Below are 18134 nucleotides of genomic sequence, written 5' to 3' on the forward strand. Positions count from 1 at the left end.
CGCGCCTCCCGTGAGCCCGCCCGGCCGGGCCCGTCAGTCGTCGTCGTCGCCGACGAGGCTCTCCATGAGCTCGCTGATCAGCGCGACCGACGACTCCGACCCGGGCGGGTCGCCGGCGTCGGCGTCGGGGGCGTCGACGACGAGCAGCGGGATGCCGGGGCCGAGCAGCAGCTGGGCCATCTCGGCGCGCCCCTCGAGTCGGCAGGCGACGGGCACGCGGAACGTGCGGTCGTCGTCGGCGAACTCCATCGACGCGGCGAGCAGCACCTCGGCCAGCTCGTCGCTCACGGTCAGGCGGGATCCGGCGTAGTGCAGCGTCTTCATCCCCACACCCTAGGCGGCGCGGCGGAGCACACTCGGGTGATGACCTACGACGCCGAGAACCCCGTCGTCCCCATGCTCGCCAAGGCCGTCGCGGAGGTGCCCGGACCCGACTCGGTGCCGGGCGGTCTGTCGTACGAGCCGAAGTGGGACGGCTTCCGCGGCATCGTCTACGCGCGACGGCGTGAGGCCGGGGCGGACGGCGGTCCGGCTCTCGAGATCGAGATCGGCAGCCGCGGGTCGAAGACGCTGACGCGGTACTTCCCCGAGCTCGTGGCCGCTCTCGCGGAGCTGCTGCCGGGTCCGTGCGTGCTCGACGGCGAGATCGTCGTGCGCTCGGGCGAGCCCGGGCGCGAACGGCTCGACTGGGAGGCGCTGGGCCAGCGGATCCACCCCGCCGCCTCGCGGATCGCCACGCTGTCCGTCGAGACCCCCGCGCAGTTCGTCGCCTTCGACCTGATCTCCCTCGGCGACCGGGACCTCGTCGACGCTCCCTTCGCCGAGCGTCGCGCCCTCCTCGTCGAGACCCTCGAGGGTCGGGGTGCGCCGCTGCATGTCAGCCGAGCCACCGACGACGTCGACCTGGCCCGCCGGTGGCTGGCCGAGTTCGAGGGCGCGGGGCTCGACGGCGTCGTCGCGAAGCCCCTCGCCGCGCCGTACTCCCCCGGCAAGCGGACCATGCTGAAGATCAAGCACCATCGCACGGCCGACGTCGTCGTGCTCGGCTACCGCGTGCACAGGAGCGGCGCGGGCGTCGGCTCGCTGCTGCTCGGCCTCTACGACGACGACGGCGAGCTGAGGACCGTGGGAGGCGCGTCCGCCTTCTCGGACGCCCGTCGCCTCGAGCTCGTCGACGAGCTCGAACCGCTGGTCGCCCGGGGCGACGACGGCGACGTGCTGCACGCCGAGACCGAGCGCAGCCGCTTCTCGTCGGGCAAGGACGTCTCGTACGTTCCGCTCCGACCCGAACGGGTCGTCGAGGTGCGATACGACCAGATGGAGGGGACGCGGTTCCGCCACACGGTGCAGTTCGCCCGGTGGCGACCGGATCGCGACGCGCGGTCGTGCGGCTTCGACCAGCTCGAGGTGCCGGCGGCGTACGACCTCGGCGAGGTGCTCGGGTAGTCGGCCCGCACCTCCTCGGCTCCTCGTCCGCGCGTCAGTCGGTCGCCGCGGCGCGAGCCCGGCTCGGCTGCACGCGGGACGGCTCGCCCGGCATCTTCGGGAAGTCGGGCGGGAACGGCAGCTCGCCGAGCCCCTCGGCGACGTCGCGCTCCCACCAGCCGAGCAGCGTGTCGATCCGGCCGGGGCTCTCGTGCATCCCCGCCCAGGGGTCGCCGAGCCGCTGCAGACGGTCGGGCACCGTGAGGACCGTGTGCTCGGCGGGGTCGATCGACGGCAGGTCGTCCCACGAGACCGGCAGCGACACGGAGGCGCGGGGCAGCGCCCGGGGCGACCAGGCACCCGCCATGGTGCGGTCGCGGTTCGCCTGGTTGTAGTCGACGAAGACGCGCTCGCCCCGCTGCTCCTTCCACCAGGCGGTCGTGATGCGGTCGGGGGCGCGGCGCTCGAGCTCGCGGGCCGCTGCGATGACGGCGTGACGCACGTCCAGGAACTCGTGCTCGGGCTCGATGGGCGCGAACACGTGCACGCCGCGGTTGCCGCTCGTCTTGACGTAGGCGGTCAGGCCGGCCTCGTCGAGCACGGCGCGGAGGTCGAGCGCCGCGGCGACCGCGTCGGCGAAGGTCGTGCCCGGCTGCGGATCGAGGTCGATGCGCAGCTGATCGGGCAGATCGGGCTGCTCGGCGCGCGACGCCCACGGATGGAACACGAGCGTGTTCATCTGCGCCGCCCAGACCGCGGCGGCCGGCTCGTCGATCACGAGCTGCGGGTGCGTCCGACCGCTCGGATAGGTGACGTCGACGGCACGCACGTGGTCGGGGGTGCCGCGCGGCGGGTTCTTCGAGAAGTACTGCTCGCCGTCGACGTCACCGCCGAACCGCTGCAGCGAGATCGGGCGGTCGCCGTTCGCCGCCACGAAGGGTGCGCCGACCTCGACGAGGTGGCGGGCGAGATCGAGCTTGGTCACCCCGAGCTCGGGCCAGAGCACGCGAGAGGGGCTGCTCACGCGGACGTCGCGGTCGCCCACGCGGAGGGTCGTCGATTCGGAGGCCATGCGCGCGACGCTAGTCCGCGGCACGGGCGGCTGGCCGACCGCTCGCGCTAGCCTGTGCGCATGAGCAGCTCCCGCGAACCCAGAGGTCCCCGGATCGAGCGGGGAGACGCCGAGCTGACCCGCGCCTCCCTGGTGCTCGGTCTCCCGCCCGCCATGCTGCCCGCGCTCGTGCGCCGCGCCGTGCAGACCAGCCCGTCGTTCACCGTCACGAGCGTCGACGACGACGGCGCCGTCCTCTCGCGCCGATCGGCGACGGCCACCGGCGACGTCGCGTTCCGGCTGACCTTCACGCCCGTCGACGGCGGCACCCGCGTCGACGGCGAGCTGCGCCCCCCGTCGGGCACGATCGGCGCGTCGGTCAAGCGGCGCGACGACGATGCGACGGCGTTCTTCGAGGCGCTGGCCGCGGCCGCCGGCCCGTTCTGACCTGACGGGCGGCGCCGCCCGCGCACCCGAAACGCCCCACGGTGGTCGGAGAGCGCCCCTCCGCCACCTCGCGGAGGACCGCTTCCGACCACCGTGGGCGGGTCCCGGTGCGCGACCCTACGCGCCGGCCTCGTCGTCGCGATCGATGCTGATCGTCGGGATCGACGCCGTGATGACCGATCCGTCGGCGCGCATGAGACCCCGCAGGTCGTTGGTCGTCGGCACCTTGGTCGTGATGCGCGGCCCCTGGTCGGAGAGGGCGACCCGCGAGGGCGCCTCGGCGGTGACCGTGACGGCCTGGTCGCGCACCCACACCTCGACGGCGTCGCCGGTCTCGAGCGTGAAGACGATCTCGTGCTGCGCGAGGTCGACGCGCACGCGGCTGCCGCGGATCTGCACCCGGAAGGCGAGCTCCGTCCAGTCGCCGGGGAGGCGCGGGTCGAAGCTGAAGCGCCCGAGCCAGTCGCGCATGCCGCCGTACCCGTTGACCAGGGCGCTCCAGATGCCGCCGGTCGACGCCACGTGCACGCCGTCCGAGGTGTTGTTGTGCAGGTCGGCGAGGTCGACGAACAGCGACGACAGGAAGTACTGCTGCGACAGCTGGTGGTGCCCGACCTCGGCGGCGACGATCGACTGCACGACGCCCGACAGGGTCGAGTCGCCGGTCGTCAGCGCGTCGTAGTACTCGAAGTCGCGGAGCTTCTGCTCCGGGGTGAACTCGTCGCCCTGGAGGTAGAGGGCCAGCACGACGTCGGCCTGCTTCAGCACCTGGAAGCGGTAGATGACCAGGGGGTGGTAGTGCAGCAGGAGGGGTCGCTTGTTCGCCGGCGTGGCGTCGAGGTCCCAGAGCTCCTTGTCGAGGAACTGCGCGTCCTGGGGGTGGATGCCGCGGTGCTCGTCGTAGGGGATGTGCATCGCCTCGGCGGCGAGGCTCCAGCCGTCGACCTCGTGATCCTCGAGGGCGAGACGCGCCACCAGGCGGTCGTAGGCGGCCGGCGACTCCTCGGCGAGCCACGTGACCGTCCGGACGGCGGCACGGAGGTTCGCTCGGGCCATGACGTTCGTGTACAGGTTGTCGTCGACGACGGTCGTGTACTCGTCGGGGCCGGTGACGCCGTCGATGTGGAACCGCTGATCGCCGTTCGACCGCCAGAACCCGAGGTCGGCCCAGAGCCGGGCGGTCTCGACGAGGATGTCGACGGCTCCCCGCTCGAGGAAGTCCTGGTCGCCCGTGGCCTGCACGTACTGGCTCAGCGCATGCGAGATGTCGGCGTCGATGTGGTACTGGGCCGTGCCGGCCGCGTAGTAGGCCGACGACTCGAGCCCGTTGATGGTGCGCCACGGGAACAGGGCACCGCGCTGGTTCAGCTCGACGGCGCGGTCGCGCGCCGCGTCGAGCATGCCGAGGCGGAACCGCAGCGCGTTGCGGGCGACGTTCGGCGCCGTGTACGTCAGGAACGGGAGCACGTAGATCTCGGTGTCCCAGAAGTAGTGACCGCCGTAGCCCGATCCCGTGACGCCCTTCGCGGCGACGCCCTGGCCGTCGGTGCGGGCCGTCGCCTGGGCCAGCTGGAAGAGGTTCCAGCGGACGGCCTGCTGGATCTCGGGCTGGTCGGCGATCTGGACGTCGCTGCGGGCCCAGTAGTCGTCGAGCCAGGCGCGCTGCGCGGCGAAGACGTCGTCGATGGGCTTGTCGGCGATGCGGTCGAGGGTGCGGTCGCAGCGGTCGGCCAGCTCGCGCGGAGGGACGCCGCGCGACGTGTGGTAGGTGATCGTCTTGGTCAGCGTGACCTTCTTGCCGGCCTTCGCCCGCACGCGGTAGACGTGCTTGGCGATGTCGGCGTCGATCTGCGACGACTCGTCCCACTCGTTCTCGGTGTCGAGGTCGTGGTCCGCGCCGACGGCGATGGTCATGCCCGAATTGGTCGTGCGGTAGCCGAGGATGGCCCGCGAGCCGCCGTTGCGGCGCAGCTCCGGCTGCAGCACGCGGTCGTCGAACGACTCGGCGCGGCGCGGGTCGAAGGCGTCGGCCGCCGCGCGCATGCCGGCGTGGTACTCGTCGCCCATGTCCTGACGGTTGAGGATCTGGCTCGAGATCAGCAGGGACGCGTCGGCGTCGAGCACCGTGACCTCGTACTCGATGACCGCGAGATGACGCTCTTCGAACGAGACCAGGCGGCGGCTCGTCACGAGGACGCGCTTGCCCGACGGGGTGCGCCATTCGATCTCGCGGCGGAGCACGCCGTCGCGGAAGTCGAGCCGGCGGCAGTGCCGCAGGATGTCGGCCTCGAAGAGCACGAACGGCTCGTCGTCGACGTAGAGCCGGATGACCTTGGCGTCGGGCACGTTGACGATGGTCTGACCGACCCGCGCGAATCCGAAGGCCTCCTCCGCGTGGCGGATGGGCCACGTCTCGTGGAACCCGTTGATGAACGTGCCGAACGAGTGCCCGCCGCGCCCCTCGTCCGGATTGCCGCGGAGACCGAGGTAGCCGTTGCCGACCGCGAAGACGGTCTCGGTGCGACCCTCGTCACCCTGGTGGTACTCGTCCTCGATCAGGGCCCACTCGTCGACGGGGAACCGGCGGCGGTCGAGGGGGTCCGACGTGATGTGGTTCACGGCTGGTCCTCTCGCGGGCTGGTGCTGATGTCGTGGTCGGTGTTCGGAGCGATCCGAGGAGGCGGTGGGTCCGTGGGTCCGTCGTCCCGCGTCCGCGACGAGCCGAGGCTCCCGACGACCTCCCCGAGGTCGTCGACGACGACGTCGGCCCCGAAGTCGATGAGGGTCTGGGCGCCGGTTCCGCGGTCGACGCCGAGCACCAGGCCGAAGGCCCCGCGTCGCCCGGCCTCCACGCCCGACTGGGCGTCCTCGACGACGACGCAGTCGGCGGCGGTGAGCCCGAGCCGACGGGCGCCCTCGAGGTACGTGTCGGGCGCCGGCTTGCCGCTGATGCCCTCGGCCGCGGCGACGACGCCGTCGACGATCACGTCGAAGCGGTCGCGCAGTCCCGCCGCCTCGAGCACGGGCACGGCGTTGCGCGAGCTCGACACGACGGCCACCCGGATCCCGAGCGCGATCGCCCGATCGAGGAACTCCACCGACCCCGGGTACGGGGCGACGCCGTTCTCGGCGAGCTCGGCCGCGAAGGCCGCGTTCTTCCGGTTGCCGAGACCGCGGACGGTCTCCGCGTCGGGCGCGTCGTCGTCGGACCCCTCGGGCAGCGTCACGCCTCGGGCGGCGAGCATCGCGCGCACCCCGTCGTAGCGCGGACGGCCGTCGACGTGCTCGAAGTAGTCGGCCTCGGTGTACGGCTCGAGTCCGCGGGGTTCGAAGTACTCGGTGAACAGGCGCGACCAGGCGCGCATGTGCACCTCGGCCGTCGGCGTCAGCACGCCGTCGAGGTCGAAGAGCAGGGCGTCGAGCGACCCGAGACGGGAGACGTCGCGCGGGCTCTCGGAAGAAGAGGAAACGGTCACAGGCCGATCACTTTCGAGGCGATGTCGAGTGGGGAGGTCGTCATCGGAGCGGCGGCGGTCCGGTGAGGCGCGCCGCTCCGCGGGGAGAGCGCGCCTCAGTCTGCCAGGTCCGGGGCGCCCGGCGGGACCGCGTGTCGGCGAGGGACCGATGGCGGCCAGGACGGGGCCGGCCGTCTCGGGCCCGCAGGCCGGGAGGCCCGCCGGGCGCGCCTCCTCGGGGCGGCGGTGTCAGGCGTCCGTGCTCTGCCGCACCCCTGCGGCCGGCAGCAGGACGCCGTCGATCAGCGAGACGAGGAACTCGCGGTCGACGGGCTTCCGCAGCACGAGCACGCGGTACGAGACCATCGACGGCGTGACGAGGGCCAGAGCCTCGATGTCGGTGGCCGGGTCGATCTCGCCGCGGTCGAGGGCGCGACGCATGAGCAGCCGGTTGGCCTGAGCGCGCGGCTGCACGAGGGCGCTGTCGACGGCCTCGGCGAGCTCGGGCGTGGTGGAGAGCATCGTGACGACACCGGCCATCACCCGCATCTTCTTCTCGGCCTCCTCGATGCTCTGGGGCTTGATCATCGCGATCAGGTCGCCCCGCAGGCTGCCGGTGTCGGGCAGGTCGTCGAGGTCGACGGCACCCTGCTTCAGGCAGGCGACGGCGTCGACCACCAGCTCGCCCTTGGACGCCCAGCGCCGGTACAGGGTCGCCTTGCCGGCCTTCGCGCGGGCGGCGACCATCTCGATGGTCATGCCCTCGAAGCCGGTCTCGGCGAGCACGTCGATGGTGCAGCGGAGGATCTCCGGGTCGCGGCTGTGATCGCGCTTCCGCCCCGGACGTCCGGGAGTCGGTGCGTCGGTCATGGCCGCGACTCTACCCCGCCGAGTTACGAGACCGGGCATATCCGAAACCGGCCCGACTCGTATATGCTCGCGCTCATGTCTCGGACCCCCTCCCTCGCGGACGACGCGACCCGCGCCTCCTCGTCCCGCCGCTGGTGGACGCTCACCACCGTCGCCCTGGCCCAGCTGATGGTCGTGCTCGACTCCACGGTCGTCAACATCGCCCTGCCCGCCGCGCAGAGCGACCTCGGATTCTCGGACGGCGACCGGCAGTGGATCATCACCGCGTACTCGCTCGCCTTCGGCAGCCTGCTGCTGCTCGGCGGGCGGGTCTCGGACCTGATCGGCCGCAAGCGCACCTTCATCATCGGTCTGATCGGCTTCGCCCTCGCCTCCGCCCTCGGCGGGGCCGCCGACAGCTTCGGTCTGCTCGTCTCCGCCCGCGCACTGCAGGGCGCGTTCGGCGCCCTGCTCGCCCCGACGGCCCTCGCCGTGCTGACGACCACCTTCACCGTGCCCAAGGAGCGCGCTCGCGCCTTCGGCGTGTTCGGCGCGATCGCGGGCGCCGGCGGAGCCATCGGCCTGCTGCTCGGCGGGTTCCTGACGCAGTACGCCTCGTGGCGCTGGAACCTCTACATCAACGTCGTCATCGCCGCCGTCGCCATCGCCGGTGCGGCCGTCTTCGTCTCGCACGTCACCCGCAGCGGGCCGCGACCGAAGCTCGACGTCCCCGGCACCGTCATGGTGTCCGCCGCCCTGTTCTCGCTCGTCTACGGCTTCTCGAACGCCGAGGACGAGGGCTGGGGCTCACCGCTGACCTGGGGGTTCCTCGTCGCCGCCGGGGTCCTGCTGAGCGCCTTCGTGCTCTGGCAGCGCCGTGCCGCGCACCCGCTGCTGCCCCTGTCGATCGTGCTCGACCGCAATCGCGGGGCCGCCTACAGCTCGGTCACCATCGCCGGAGCGGGCATGTTCGGCATCTTCCTCTTCGTGACCTACTACCTGCAGACCTCGCTCGGCTACACGCCGACCAGGACGGGGCTCGCGTTCCTGCCGATGATCGGCATGCTCGTGCTCGCGGCCCAGCTGTCGACGAACATCCTCGTGCCGCGCTTCGGGCCGAAGATCATGGTGCCGTTCGGCATGACCCTCGGCATGATCGGCATGCTGCTGCTCACGAGGCTCGACCTCGACAGCGGCTACGCCGGCCATGTGCTGCCCGCCCTGATGGTGCTCGGCTTCGGCATGGGCTCGATCATGCCCGCGTCGATCCAGACCGCGACCCTGGGCGTCGACCGCGAGCACGCGGGCGTCGCCTCGGCGATGGTCAACACGAGCCAGCAGGTCGGCGGCTCGATCGGGACGGCGCTGCTCAACACGCTGGCGGCCACGGCGACGGCTGACTACCTGGCCGATCACCTGCCGACCACGGGCGCCGTGGCCGCCGAGGCCGCGGTCACCGGCTACGCCGCGGCGTACTGGTGGGGTGCGGGCCTGTTCGCCGTCGGCGCCGTCATCGCCGCGCTGCTGTTCCGTCGCCGGGTGCCGCAGGGCCCGGACGAGGAGGCGCGGGGCGGGACCCCGACGGAGCCCGCCACCGCCGGGTCGACCGGCCCGGTCGGCGTCCCCGCCTGACCCGCACCCGGCGGCCTCGACGTCGGGGGCGGCTGACATCATGGACGCCATGATCGACGACGGGCCCGCGGGCGAGTTCTCCCCCCTCGCGCCGCTGATCGACGCCGTCGACGTCATCCGTCTCGTCGGGCCCCGCGCCTTCAACCGCGCGAAGGAGTACGCCGCCTCCGGTGCGGTCACCGAGACCGCCTGGCATGCGGCCGACGAACGCATCACCGGCACGGTCCAGGGCACCGAGGCCACTCCGTACCTCAGCGAGATCGTCGTGCGGGCGGGGCGCGGCGACTACAGCCGTCCGGTCCGCAGCACGTGCAGCTGCCCCATCGGCGGCGACTGCAAGCACGTCGCCGCCGTTCTGCTGCAGAGCAACACCGCGGCCCTGCTGCAGCGCCGTGGCACGACGGCCGGCGGGTTGCGGAACGCCGCGGCCACAGCCGCCCCGGGCGGCGGGGCGGGCCTGCCGTCGGCGAGCGCGGATCCGCTCGGGGGCGACGCGGGCGACTGGCGGTCCGTCGTGGGCTCCCTCGGGCGGCCGACCCGCGCCTCCTCGGCTCGGACGACCGGCATGGGTCTGCTCTTCGAGCTGCGCGACCGGGCGGGAGCATCGCGATCGGGGTCCCGACGGCCGCAGGGCGGGCGGGTGGCCCGGCGGCTCGGCGTCCGACCGGTCACGCTCAGCGGCACGGGCAACTGGGTGCGCGGATCCCTCACCTGGTCGTCGCTGCCGTACCAGCTCAACCGCCTCGCGGTCGATCCGGATCAGCACGCGTGGTTCGGGCAGTTCTCGGCCCTCCATAGATCCGTCGTCGCGACGTACGTGCCGGGCGACTCCGAGTGGCTGCATCTCGACGACTTCGCCAGCCCCCTGCTGTGGCCGCTGCTCGCCGAGGCCCGGCGACTCGGCGTGGCCTTCGTGACGGGCAAGCGCGCCACCGACGTGACGATCGCCGACGGGGCGCGGGTGACCCTCGACGTGACGCGCGATGACGACGGCTCGCTCCGACTCGTCGCGGGCGTCGCCGTCGACGGCGGCGAGGGGCCGGCCGCCGTCACGGGCGTCGTCGGCGACCACGGCGTCTGGACGGCCGAGACCTCTCCGGCGCTGCGCGTGACCCTGGCGCCGACGGCGAGCCCCCTCGGGGTCGACGAGCGACGACTGCTGACCGTCACCCCCGAGATCGTCGTCCCGGCCGACGAGACCGACGAGTTCCTCACCGACTTCTCACCGGCCCTCCGCCGGTCGGTCGACGTCGTCAGCTCAGACGCGTCGGTCGAGCTGCCCGCGCTAATGCCGCCGGCGCTGCACGTCACGGTCGGCTTCGAGGCCTCGCACACGATCCGGCTCGGCTGGGGCTGGTCGATCGACGGGCGACGGCTCCCCCTCGACGGGCACGGCCCCGTGCCGGTGCTCGACGAGCTCGGAGGGCCGCCGCGCGACACCGTGCTCACCGGGCTCGCCGCCGCCGAGTTCGCCGCCGAGGTCCTGCCGGGGCTCGAGGCGCGCGACGACGTCGTCGTCGAGCTCGTCGGCGCCCGCCCGGACTACCGCCGGCTGACCGACGAGCCCCACCTCACCGTGACGACGATCGAGACCGACAAGCGCGACTGGTTCGATCTCGGCGTGCTCGTCACCGTCGAGGGGCGGACCGTGCCGCTCGTGCCGCTGCTGACGGCGATCGCCAAGCGACAGCGCAGGATGCTGCTCGTCGACGGGTCGTACCTGTCGCTCGGGTCGCCGGTGTTCGACGAGCTCAAGAGACTCCTCGACGAGGCGACCTCCCTCGACGAATGGGAGACCGGTCCCCGCATCAACCGCCATCAGGCGGGGCTCTGGGCCGAGATCGACGCCCTCGCCGACGAGACCGTCGAGGCGGAGCGGTGGCAGGCGGCCGTCGGCGGGCTGCTCGCCCTGGCCCGTCGCGACGACGGGGGCGCCGGCGACGCCCTCGCAAATCCCCCGCCCGTGCCGCGCTCGATCGAGGCCACGCTGCGCCCCTACCAGCGTGAGGGCTTCGAGTGGCTCGCATTCCTCCACCGGCACGGCCTCGGCGGCGTCCTCGCCGACGACATGGGTCTCGGCAAGACGCTGCAGACGCTCACCCTCATGGCTCACGTCCGCGAGACCGAGGACCCCGCCGACCGGCTCCCGTTCCTCGTCGTCGCCCCGACCTCGGTGGTGTCGAACTGGGCGCTCGAGGCCGCCCGCTTCGCCCCGGGGCTCGTCGTGCACGCGGTCACCGAGACCGAGAGGAAGAGTCGCGGCAGGCTCGCCTCCGCGTTGGCCGGCGAGGCGGGCCCCCTGCCCGACGTGATCGTCACGTCGTACGCCCTCTTCCGACTCGACGCGGCCGTCTACCGGGCGCACGAGTGGGCCGTGCTCGTGCTCGACGAGGCGCAGTTCGTCAAGAACCGCGGGTCGCAGGCCCATCGAGCCGCGGTCGAGCTCGACGCGCGCGTCACGATCGCCATCACGGGCACGCCGCTCGAGAACAGCCTGATGGACCTCTGGTCCCTCTTCCGCATCGTGGCGCCGGGTCTCCTCGCGAGCGCGAGCACGTTCACCGAGAGCTACGTCAAGCCCATCGAGTCCGGGGCCGGGGCCGAGCACCTCGAACGGCTGCGGCGCCGCATCCGGCCGCTCCTCCTGCGGCGCACGAAGGAGCTCGTCGCGGCGGATCTGCCCGCGAAGCAGGAGCAGGTGCTGCGCGTCGACCTCGCGCCCGCCCACCGCGAGCTCTACGACGCGTTCCTCCAGCGCGAGCGGCTCAAGCTGCTCGATCTCATCGACGACCTCGACCGCAACCGCTTTATCGTGTTCCGCTCGCTGACCCTGCTGCGGATGCTCTCGCTCAACGCCGCGCTGCTCGACGACGGCTACGCCGACATCCCGTCCGCGAAGCTCGATCAGCTGATCGACGAGCTCGACGACGTCGTCGCCGGCGGGCACCGGGCGCTGGTCTTCAGCCAGTTCACGTCGTTCCTCGGGCGGGTGGCCGCCCGGCTCGACGAACGCGGCATCGCGCACGAGTACCTCGACGGCTCGACCCGACGTCGAGCCGAGGTCATCCGCCGCTTCCGGACGGGCGACGCCCCGGCGTTCCTCATCAGCCTCAAGGCCGGTGGCTTCGGGCTGACCCTGACCGAGGCCGACTACGTGTTCATGCTCGACCCGTGGTGGAACCCCGCGGCCGAGGCGCAGGCCGTCGACCGGACGCACCGCATCGGCCAGACGAAGAACGTCATGGTCTACCGCATGATCGCGAACGGCACCATCGAGGAGAAGGTGCTCGCGCTGCAGCAGAAGAAGGCGCAGCTGTTCGACGCCGTCATGGACGACGACGCCGTCTTCAGCTCGGCGCTGACCGCCGACGACATCCGCGGTCTGCTCGACGACTGAGCCGCGCCCCGCGGCCGCCCGGGAGGACCGCCGGTCGCCGCGAGACCCGCTGGGCGCCCGCGAGATCCGCTGGGCGCCCGCGAGCTCCGCTGGGCGCCCGCGAGCTCCGCTAGGCGCCCAGCGGGATCGTCGTCGAGAACGAACGCGTGACGGGCGGCTCGACGAGCACCTCGGGCAGGCGGTTCGCGCCCTCGGGCGTCGCGCGCCAGGCGACGTACGCCTCGTGGTCGGCCGCCGTCGCCCACGTCTCGACGACGATCGCGCGCGAGGGGTCGTCGTCGTCCACGATGACCTCGAGCCCCTCGCAGCCGGGCCAGGCGCGGGTGGCGACCAGCGTCTCGCGGACGATGTCGCGGGCCAGGTCGAGCTTGTCGCCGTCGACGTGGATCTCGAGGTGGACGGTCGTGGTCATGGGGCCTCCTGTGGTCGGACACCCGACGTTACGCGTGCCGCGGCCTCGGGCGGCCGACCGGACACGACCCGCGCCTCCTCGGGGCCGCTCTCGACAGGGGCACCGCGACGGGGGCAGGATGTCGCAGACATCCGTGCTCCATCGACGCACCCGGAGGTCACCATGACCGCGACGAGCAACACGAAACCGCCGACCACCGACACGGGCGAGACGCCCACCGAGCTGAAGCGGGCCATCGGCCCGAAGCTCCTGCTGCTGTTCATCATCGGCGACATCCTCGGCACGGGCGTCTACGCGCTGACCGGTCAGGTCGCCGCCGAGGTGGGCGGTGCGGCCTGGCTGCCGTTCCTCATCGCGTTCGCCGTCGCCCTGGTCACGGCCTTCTCGTATCTCGAGCTCGTGACGAAGTACCCGCAGACGGCCGGGGCGGCGCTGTACGTGCACAAGGCGTTCGGCATCCACTTCGTCACCTTCATCGTGTGCTTCGTCGTCATGTGCTCGGGCATCACGAGCGCCTCGACCGCGGCGCGCGCCTTCGCCGCGAACCTCGCGGCCGGCATCGGCGTCGAGCTGTCGAACGGCGCCGTGATGGCGATCGCGATGGGCTTCATGCTGCTGGTGATGGCCATCAACTTCCGCGGTGTGAGCGAGAGCGTCAAGGCCAACGTCGTGCTGACCCTCGTCGAGCTCTCCGGGCTGCTGATGGTGATCATGATCGGCTTCTGGTTCATCGCGGGCGGGAACGCGGACTGGGGTCGGGTCGTGCTGTTCGAGACGCCGGGCGACAAGTCGCTGCTGCTGAGCATCAGCACGGCCACGTCGCTGGCCTTCTTCGCCATGGTCGGATTCGAGGACAGCGTCAACATGGCGGAGGAGACCAAGGACCCGAGCCGGATCTTCCCGAAGGTCATGCTCACGGGTCTCGGCATCGCCGCCGTCATCTACGTGCTCGTCGCGATCTGCGCCGTCGCGGTCGTGCCGATCGGCGAACTGGCCGACAACGAGACGCCCCTCGTGACGGTCGTCAACACGGCGGCGCCGGACTTCCCGATCGGGCAGCTGCTGCCCTTCATCTCCATGTTCGCCGTGGCCAACAGCGCGCTCATCAACATGATGATGGCGAGCCGTCTGCTCTACGGCATGAGCCGGCAGGGAGTCCTGCCCGGGTTCCTGTCGAAGGTGCACGCGAAGCGTCAGACCCCCTGGGCCTCGATCCTGTTCACCACGGCCCTCTCGCTCGCCCTGATCGGCTACGTGTCGCTCTCACCCGAATCGCCCATCGTCGCCGTGCTCGGCGGCACCACCTCGCTGCTGCTCCTCGCGGTCTTCGCCGTCGTCAACGTCACGGTGCTCGTGCTGCGGCGTGACCGGGTGACCCAGAAGCACTTCCGGGCCGGCACCGTCCTGCCCGTGATCGGGGTCGTGGCCTGCCTGTGGCTCGTGCTGCCGGTCTCGTCGGGGCGCGGCGCCGAGCAGTACGAGATCGCCGGCGGTCTGCTCGTCATCGGCATCGTGCTGTGGGCGGCGACGTTCGTGTCGCGCCGCGGGAAGCCGGTGCCGAGCGAGGCGATCGCCGACGCCGAGCACGCCGACCCCCGCCCCTGATCGCCGGGTCAGACCAGCCGTTTCTCGTCCGGTCGCAGCACGCGCAGCCAGCGATGACCGTAGCCCTCGAGCTCGACGCGGTGCCGTCCCGCGGCGGACGCCTCGTCGGGGGTGGTGCGCTCGCCGAGCAGATCGGTCAACCGCACGCCATCGCCGAGGTCGAGCCCGAGCGGTGCCAGGTCGAGGTCGACCGAGCGGCCGTCCGGTGCGAAGTTGTGCACGGCGACGAGGGTGCCCGTGCTGCTCGACACGGCGTGGGCGAGCACGCAGTCGTGCCCGGACTCGAGCAGCGTCAGCTCGCCCCAGCCGATCTCGGGCGACGCGCGGTAGTGCCGCGCGAGCCCCTGCACGAAACGCAGCAGCGAGTCGGTCTCGTGTCGCTGCCGCGAGACGTTGACGTGCTCCGGTGCCCAGCCCTCGACGGCGAGCGGCGCGGTGAGGTCGTCGGCGGGGGCCCGCGAGAAGCCTCCCCCGGCCTCGTCGGTCCACTGCATCGGCGTCCGGACGGCGCCCCGCCCGCGGACGGCGGGGTTCTCGCCCATGCCGATCTCCTCGCCGTAGAAGAGCACGGGGGCTCCCGGCGTCGAGAACATCAGGCTGTAGACCATGCGGATGCGCCGGGGGTCGCCGTCGAGCATCGGCGGGAGGCGCCGCACGATGCCCCGCCCGTGGATCCGCTGCGACTCGAGCGGAGCGAACGCCTCGAACACCTCGTCTCGCTCGTCGTCGCTCAGCTGGTCGAGCGTCAGCTCGTCGTGGTTGCGCACGAAGTTGCCCCACTGATTGCCGCGGGCGAGCGCGGGCCGCGCAGCGAGCGCCGCCCGAAGCGGGCCGGCGTCCTGGCGGGCGAGAGAGAGGTAGAGCGCCTGGTTGGCGACGAAGTCGAACTGCATGGTCAGCTCGTCGCCGTCGTCGGCGCCGAAGAACGGGACCATCTCGTCGTAGGGCAGGTTGACCTCGCCGAGCATCATGCCGCCGCCGCTCCGTCGCGAGACGTAGCCGCGCAGCGCCTGGAGGAACTCGTGCTCGGCCCCGTCGTCGGTGGCGATGAGGTGCGGCACCGCGTCGACGCGGAACCCGTCGATGCCGAGTTGCAGCCAGAAGCCGATGACCTTCGCGATCTCGTCGCGGACGGCCTGCCGGTCGGTCGCCAGGTCGGGCTGGTGCGAGTAGAACGAGTGCCGGTAGTACTGGCCGGCCTCGTCGTCGTACGACCAGACGCCGTCCTCGACGTCGGGGAACATGTTCGCCGGCTGGTCGGCCGGCACGTCGTCCCGCCACTGGTAGAACTCGCGGAACCGGCTGTCGGGGCTCGAGCGCGCGGCGCGGAACCAGGGATGCTGGTCGCTCGTGTGGTTGACCACGAGGTCGACGATCACGCGCATCCCGCGGTCCCTGGCCGTCCGCACGACCTCGACGAAGTCGCCCAGGTGCCCGTAGCGGGGGTCGACGCCGTAGTAGTCCGAGATGTCGTAGCCGTTGTCGCGCTGCGGCGACGGGTAGAACGGGGCGAGCCAGAGGCAGGTGACGCCGAGCTCGGCGAGGTGGTCGAGGCGGTGGGCGAGCCCCTCGAGGTCGCCGACGCCGTCGTCGTTCCAGTCGAGGTAGGTCTCGACGTCGAGGTTGTAGAAGACGGCCGTCTTCCACCAGAGGTCGCTCGTGTCGGTGACTCTCATCGGGCGATGGCGCCGCGCCGGGCGCGAGCGGTGCGGGCGCGGGAGGCGCGGGTCGGGCGGGTCATGTCGGCTCCGTCTCGGGTGGGTCGCTTCCGCCGACCGTACCGACGCCGCGCCTCCTCGGCCCTGTCGAGTCGCTGTGAGGACACGCCGGGTCGCCATGAGGACGCGGCGGCCCGACCCGCCGGGGGTGACGGGCCGTCGTCACGGCCCCGGGCGGGTCGTCGCCGCGCCTACGGGATCAGGCGGGCGGCGCGGTAGCGCTCGAACAGGTCGGCGAAGGCCTGCTCCGTGCGGCGGTAGCGGGTGAAGCCGGCGTCACGCGCCTTGCCCATGTCCGCGACGACCTCGATGTCGCGGCCGAGGTCGGCGTCGGTGTGCCACCACGATGCGACGCGGGCGAGCTCGGGCTCGACCAGGTCGTGCTCGGCGACGAGCTCGCGCCACTCGCCCTCGAGACCGGCCATCTGCTGCTCGAGGGGGCGCGGCTCCCCCTCGAAGCCCTCGACGAGAGGCGGGTCGATGCCGAGGTGCGCGGCGAGGCGGGGCCACATCCAGCGCCAGCGGAAGACGTCGCCGTTCACGATGTTGAACGCCTCGTCGGCGCCGCCCGGTTCGGTGGCGGCCCAGATCATCTGCTCGGCGAGCACGCCGGCGTCGGTCATGTCGACGAGCGAGTTCCACTGGGTCTCGCTGCCGGGGAACGTGAACGGCCGGCCGAGGCGCTTCGTGAGAGCCGCCTGCACGGCGATCGTCAGCCCCATGTTCATGGCGTTGCCGACGGCGAATCCGATCACCGTGTGCGAGCGGTGCACCGACCAGGTGAAGCCCTGACGCTCGGCGGCGGCGAAGAGCTCGTCCTCCTGCGCGTAGTAGAAGTTCGGGTATTCCAGGCGCTGCTCGTCCTCGTGGAACGGCGTGTCGGGCATGACGCCCTGGCCGTACGCCTCGAACGGGCCGAGGTAGTGCTTCAGCCCGGTGACGAGCGACACGTGCCGGACGGGCGCGTGATCGAGGGCGGCGAGCAGATCGCGGACCATCCCCCCGTTGACCTCGATGTTCTCGGCCTCGGTGTCGCGCTTCTGCCACGCCGCGAAGAACACGTGCGTCGGCTTCGCGTCGGCCAGCGCCTCGCTCAGGCTGTCGGCGCTGAGGAGGTCGGCGGCGATGCCCGTCACCCCGGGAGCCGAGGAGGCGCGGCGCGACAGCGCGAGGACGTCCCACCCGTCGCGGGTCAGCTGCTCGACGAGGGCCGTGCCGGTGATGCCGCTCGCGCCGACGACGAGCGCCGTGCCCGGGCGGGCGGCGGAGCTCGCGTCGCGGCCGGTCGTGTCGGGCGCCGGCGCCCCCTCGGGTGCGCCGGTCTCGGGGTCGACGATGTCGGGCTGCGCCAGGTCGGTCTGCTCGAGGTCGGTCGGGACGACGTCGGTCTGCGGCACGTCGGTCTGCGTGCGGTCGTTCTGCGGGCGGTCGGTCTGCGGGGTGCGGTCGTCGCTCATCCCTCCGACAAGTCGCGTCGGCCGCCGGGTATTCCGCGCCGGCGACGGCTGTCGCGCTCGGACGCTCCTGCGACCCCGTCTGTGAGCCCCTCGACCGCCCCTCGCGTACGGTCGAGCGATGGATCAGTTCAGGGACGACGACCCCTCCGCCGGCACCGACGACACGACGGGTCGTGACGCGTCCGCCCCGGCGACGCCCGAGGAGGAGGCTGCGGCTCTGGCCCTCGCGATCGTGTCGCAGGCCTCCGCCATCACGCAGGGGGACGAGGAGGCGCTGGACGCCAGCGAGGACAACCTCCGCGACGTCGTCTCCGGACTCTCGGACGAACCCCTCACGCCCCGCCAGGAGGACGTCGTCGCGACGCTCGGCGCGGCGGGCGGCGGTCTCGCCGCCGGCCTGTCGGAGGCGCTCGCCCACACGAAGGGCGTCGACACCAGCACCGTCCTCGGATCGGCCGCCGAGGCCGTGCTCGCGCAGACCCAGCCCGGGACGCGCTTCGTCGCCGAGGAGGAGGCGGACGCGGATGCGCGTGCGGACCGGGACGCGGAGCCCGGTCGCCCCGCGACGGCCGACGACCGAGACGGGTTCGACGCCTTCGACGGGTTCGGCGAGCCCGCCGAGCGGCGGCGCGGCGACGACGACCGCTCGGCCTGACCCGACGACGGCACGAGGCGGCCCGGTTCGC

The 18134-nt window shown here is 72.3% G+C and carries 14 protein-coding genes; 6 read left to right on the plus strand and 8 right to left on the minus strand.

The window, feature by feature from the left end:
* Nucleotides 1-33 precede the first annotated feature (33 nt).
* On the minus strand, nucleotides 34-324 hold the full coding sequence (locus ASF17_RS08785) for a hypothetical protein (protein WP_055797934.1): 291 nt from the start codon (nucleotides 322-324) through the stop codon (nucleotides 34-36).
* A 39-nt stretch (nucleotides 325-363) separates the two neighbouring features.
* Between ASF17_RS08785 and ASF17_RS08790 the strand changes: the two genes are divergently transcribed.
* Nucleotides 364-1446 (plus strand): ATP-dependent DNA ligase, encoded by a 1083-nt coding sequence (locus ASF17_RS08790; protein WP_055797937.1) that lies wholly within the window; start codon nucleotides 364-366, stop codon nucleotides 1444-1446.
* 34 nt (nucleotides 1447-1480) lie between these two features.
* Here the strand turns inward: ASF17_RS08790 and ligD are convergent, their stop codons facing one another.
* On the minus strand, nucleotides 1481-2497 hold the full coding sequence (ligD, locus tag ASF17_RS08795) for a non-homologous end-joining DNA ligase (RefSeq protein ID WP_055797939.1): 1017 nt from the start codon (nucleotides 2495-2497) through the stop codon (nucleotides 1481-1483).
* Nucleotides 2498-2557: 60 nt separating this feature from the next.
* Between ligD and ASF17_RS08800 the strand changes: the two genes are divergently transcribed.
* Nucleotides 2558-2923: a hypothetical protein gene (locus ASF17_RS08800; protein ID WP_055797942.1), complete on the plus strand. Its 366-nt coding sequence runs from the start codon at nucleotides 2558-2560 to the stop codon at nucleotides 2921-2923.
* Nucleotides 2924-3040: 117 nt separating this feature from the next.
* Here ASF17_RS08800 and ASF17_RS08805 read toward each other — a convergent pair whose 3' ends face one another.
* From ASF17_RS08805 to ASF17_RS08815, 3 genes are all read right to left on the minus strand, one after another.
* Nucleotides 3041-5542: a glycoside hydrolase family 65 protein gene (locus ASF17_RS08805; protein ID WP_055797946.1), complete on the minus strand. Its 2502-nt coding sequence runs from the start codon at nucleotides 5540-5542 to the stop codon at nucleotides 3041-3043.
* Nucleotides 5539-6399, minus strand: coding sequence for an HAD family hydrolase (locus tag ASF17_RS08810; RefSeq protein WP_200913451.1), 861 nt, complete (start codon nucleotides 6397-6399; stop codon nucleotides 5539-5541). The genes ASF17_RS08805 and ASF17_RS08810 overlap by 4 nt, the downstream gene beginning before the upstream one ends.
* 228 nt (nucleotides 6400-6627) lie before the next feature.
* Nucleotides 6628-7248: a TetR/AcrR family transcriptional regulator gene (locus tag ASF17_RS08815; RefSeq protein WP_156357346.1), complete on the minus strand. Its 621-nt coding sequence runs from the start codon at nucleotides 7246-7248 to the stop codon at nucleotides 6628-6630.
* A gap of 75 nt (nucleotides 7249-7323) precedes the next feature.
* On the opposite strand from ASF17_RS08815, the gene ASF17_RS08820 reads away from it, so the two are divergent.
* Both ASF17_RS08820 and ASF17_RS08825 read left to right on the plus strand, forming a co-directional pair.
* Nucleotides 7324-8859, plus strand: coding sequence for an MFS transporter (locus ASF17_RS08820; RefSeq protein WP_235476458.1), 1536 nt, complete (start codon nucleotides 7324-7326; stop codon nucleotides 8857-8859).
* 40 nt (nucleotides 8860-8899) lie between these two features.
* Nucleotides 8900-12256, plus strand: coding sequence for a DEAD/DEAH box helicase (locus ASF17_RS08825; RefSeq protein WP_055797953.1), 3357 nt, complete (start codon nucleotides 8900-8902; stop codon nucleotides 12254-12256).
* A 109-nt stretch (nucleotides 12257-12365) separates the two neighbouring features.
* Here the strand turns inward: ASF17_RS08825 and ASF17_RS08830 are convergent, their stop codons facing one another.
* Nucleotides 12366-12668 (minus strand): putative quinol monooxygenase, encoded by a 303-nt coding sequence (locus tag ASF17_RS08830; RefSeq protein WP_055797956.1) that lies wholly within the window; start codon nucleotides 12666-12668, stop codon nucleotides 12366-12368.
* Nucleotides 12669-12830: 162 nt separating this feature from the next.
* Here ASF17_RS08830 and ASF17_RS08835 point away from each other — a divergent pair, with 162 nt between their 5' ends.
* Nucleotides 12831-14273, plus strand: coding sequence for an APC family permease (locus tag ASF17_RS08835; protein WP_055797959.1), 1443 nt, complete (start codon nucleotides 12831-12833; stop codon nucleotides 14271-14273).
* Between the two features lie 8 nt (nucleotides 14274-14281).
* Here the strand turns inward: ASF17_RS08835 and ASF17_RS08840 are convergent, their stop codons facing one another.
* The gene (locus ASF17_RS08840) at nucleotides 14282-15949 is read right to left on the minus strand and encodes an alpha-amylase family protein (RefSeq protein WP_055797962.1); all 1668 of its coding nucleotides are present in this window, start codon (nucleotides 15947-15949) and stop codon (nucleotides 14282-14284) included.
* 233 nt (nucleotides 15950-16182) lie between these two features.
* A complete protein-coding gene (locus tag ASF17_RS08845; RefSeq protein WP_442855739.1) occupies nucleotides 16183-17343 on the minus strand; it encodes an SDR family oxidoreductase in 1161 nt (386 codons plus the stop codon).
* Nucleotides 17344-17566: 223 nt separating this feature from the next.
* On the opposite strand from ASF17_RS08845, the gene ASF17_RS08850 reads away from it, so the two are divergent.
* Complete coding sequence (locus tag ASF17_RS08850) at nucleotides 17567-18103, plus strand: hypothetical protein (protein ID WP_055797965.1); 537 nt, start codon at nucleotides 17567-17569, stop codon at nucleotides 18101-18103.
* The last annotated feature ends 31 nt before the right edge of the window (nucleotides 18104-18134 follow it).

It is taken from the genome of Frigoribacterium sp. Leaf263, from assembly GCF_001422285.1.
GTDB lineage: Bacteria > Actinomycetota > Actinomycetes > Actinomycetales > Microbacteriaceae > Frigoribacterium.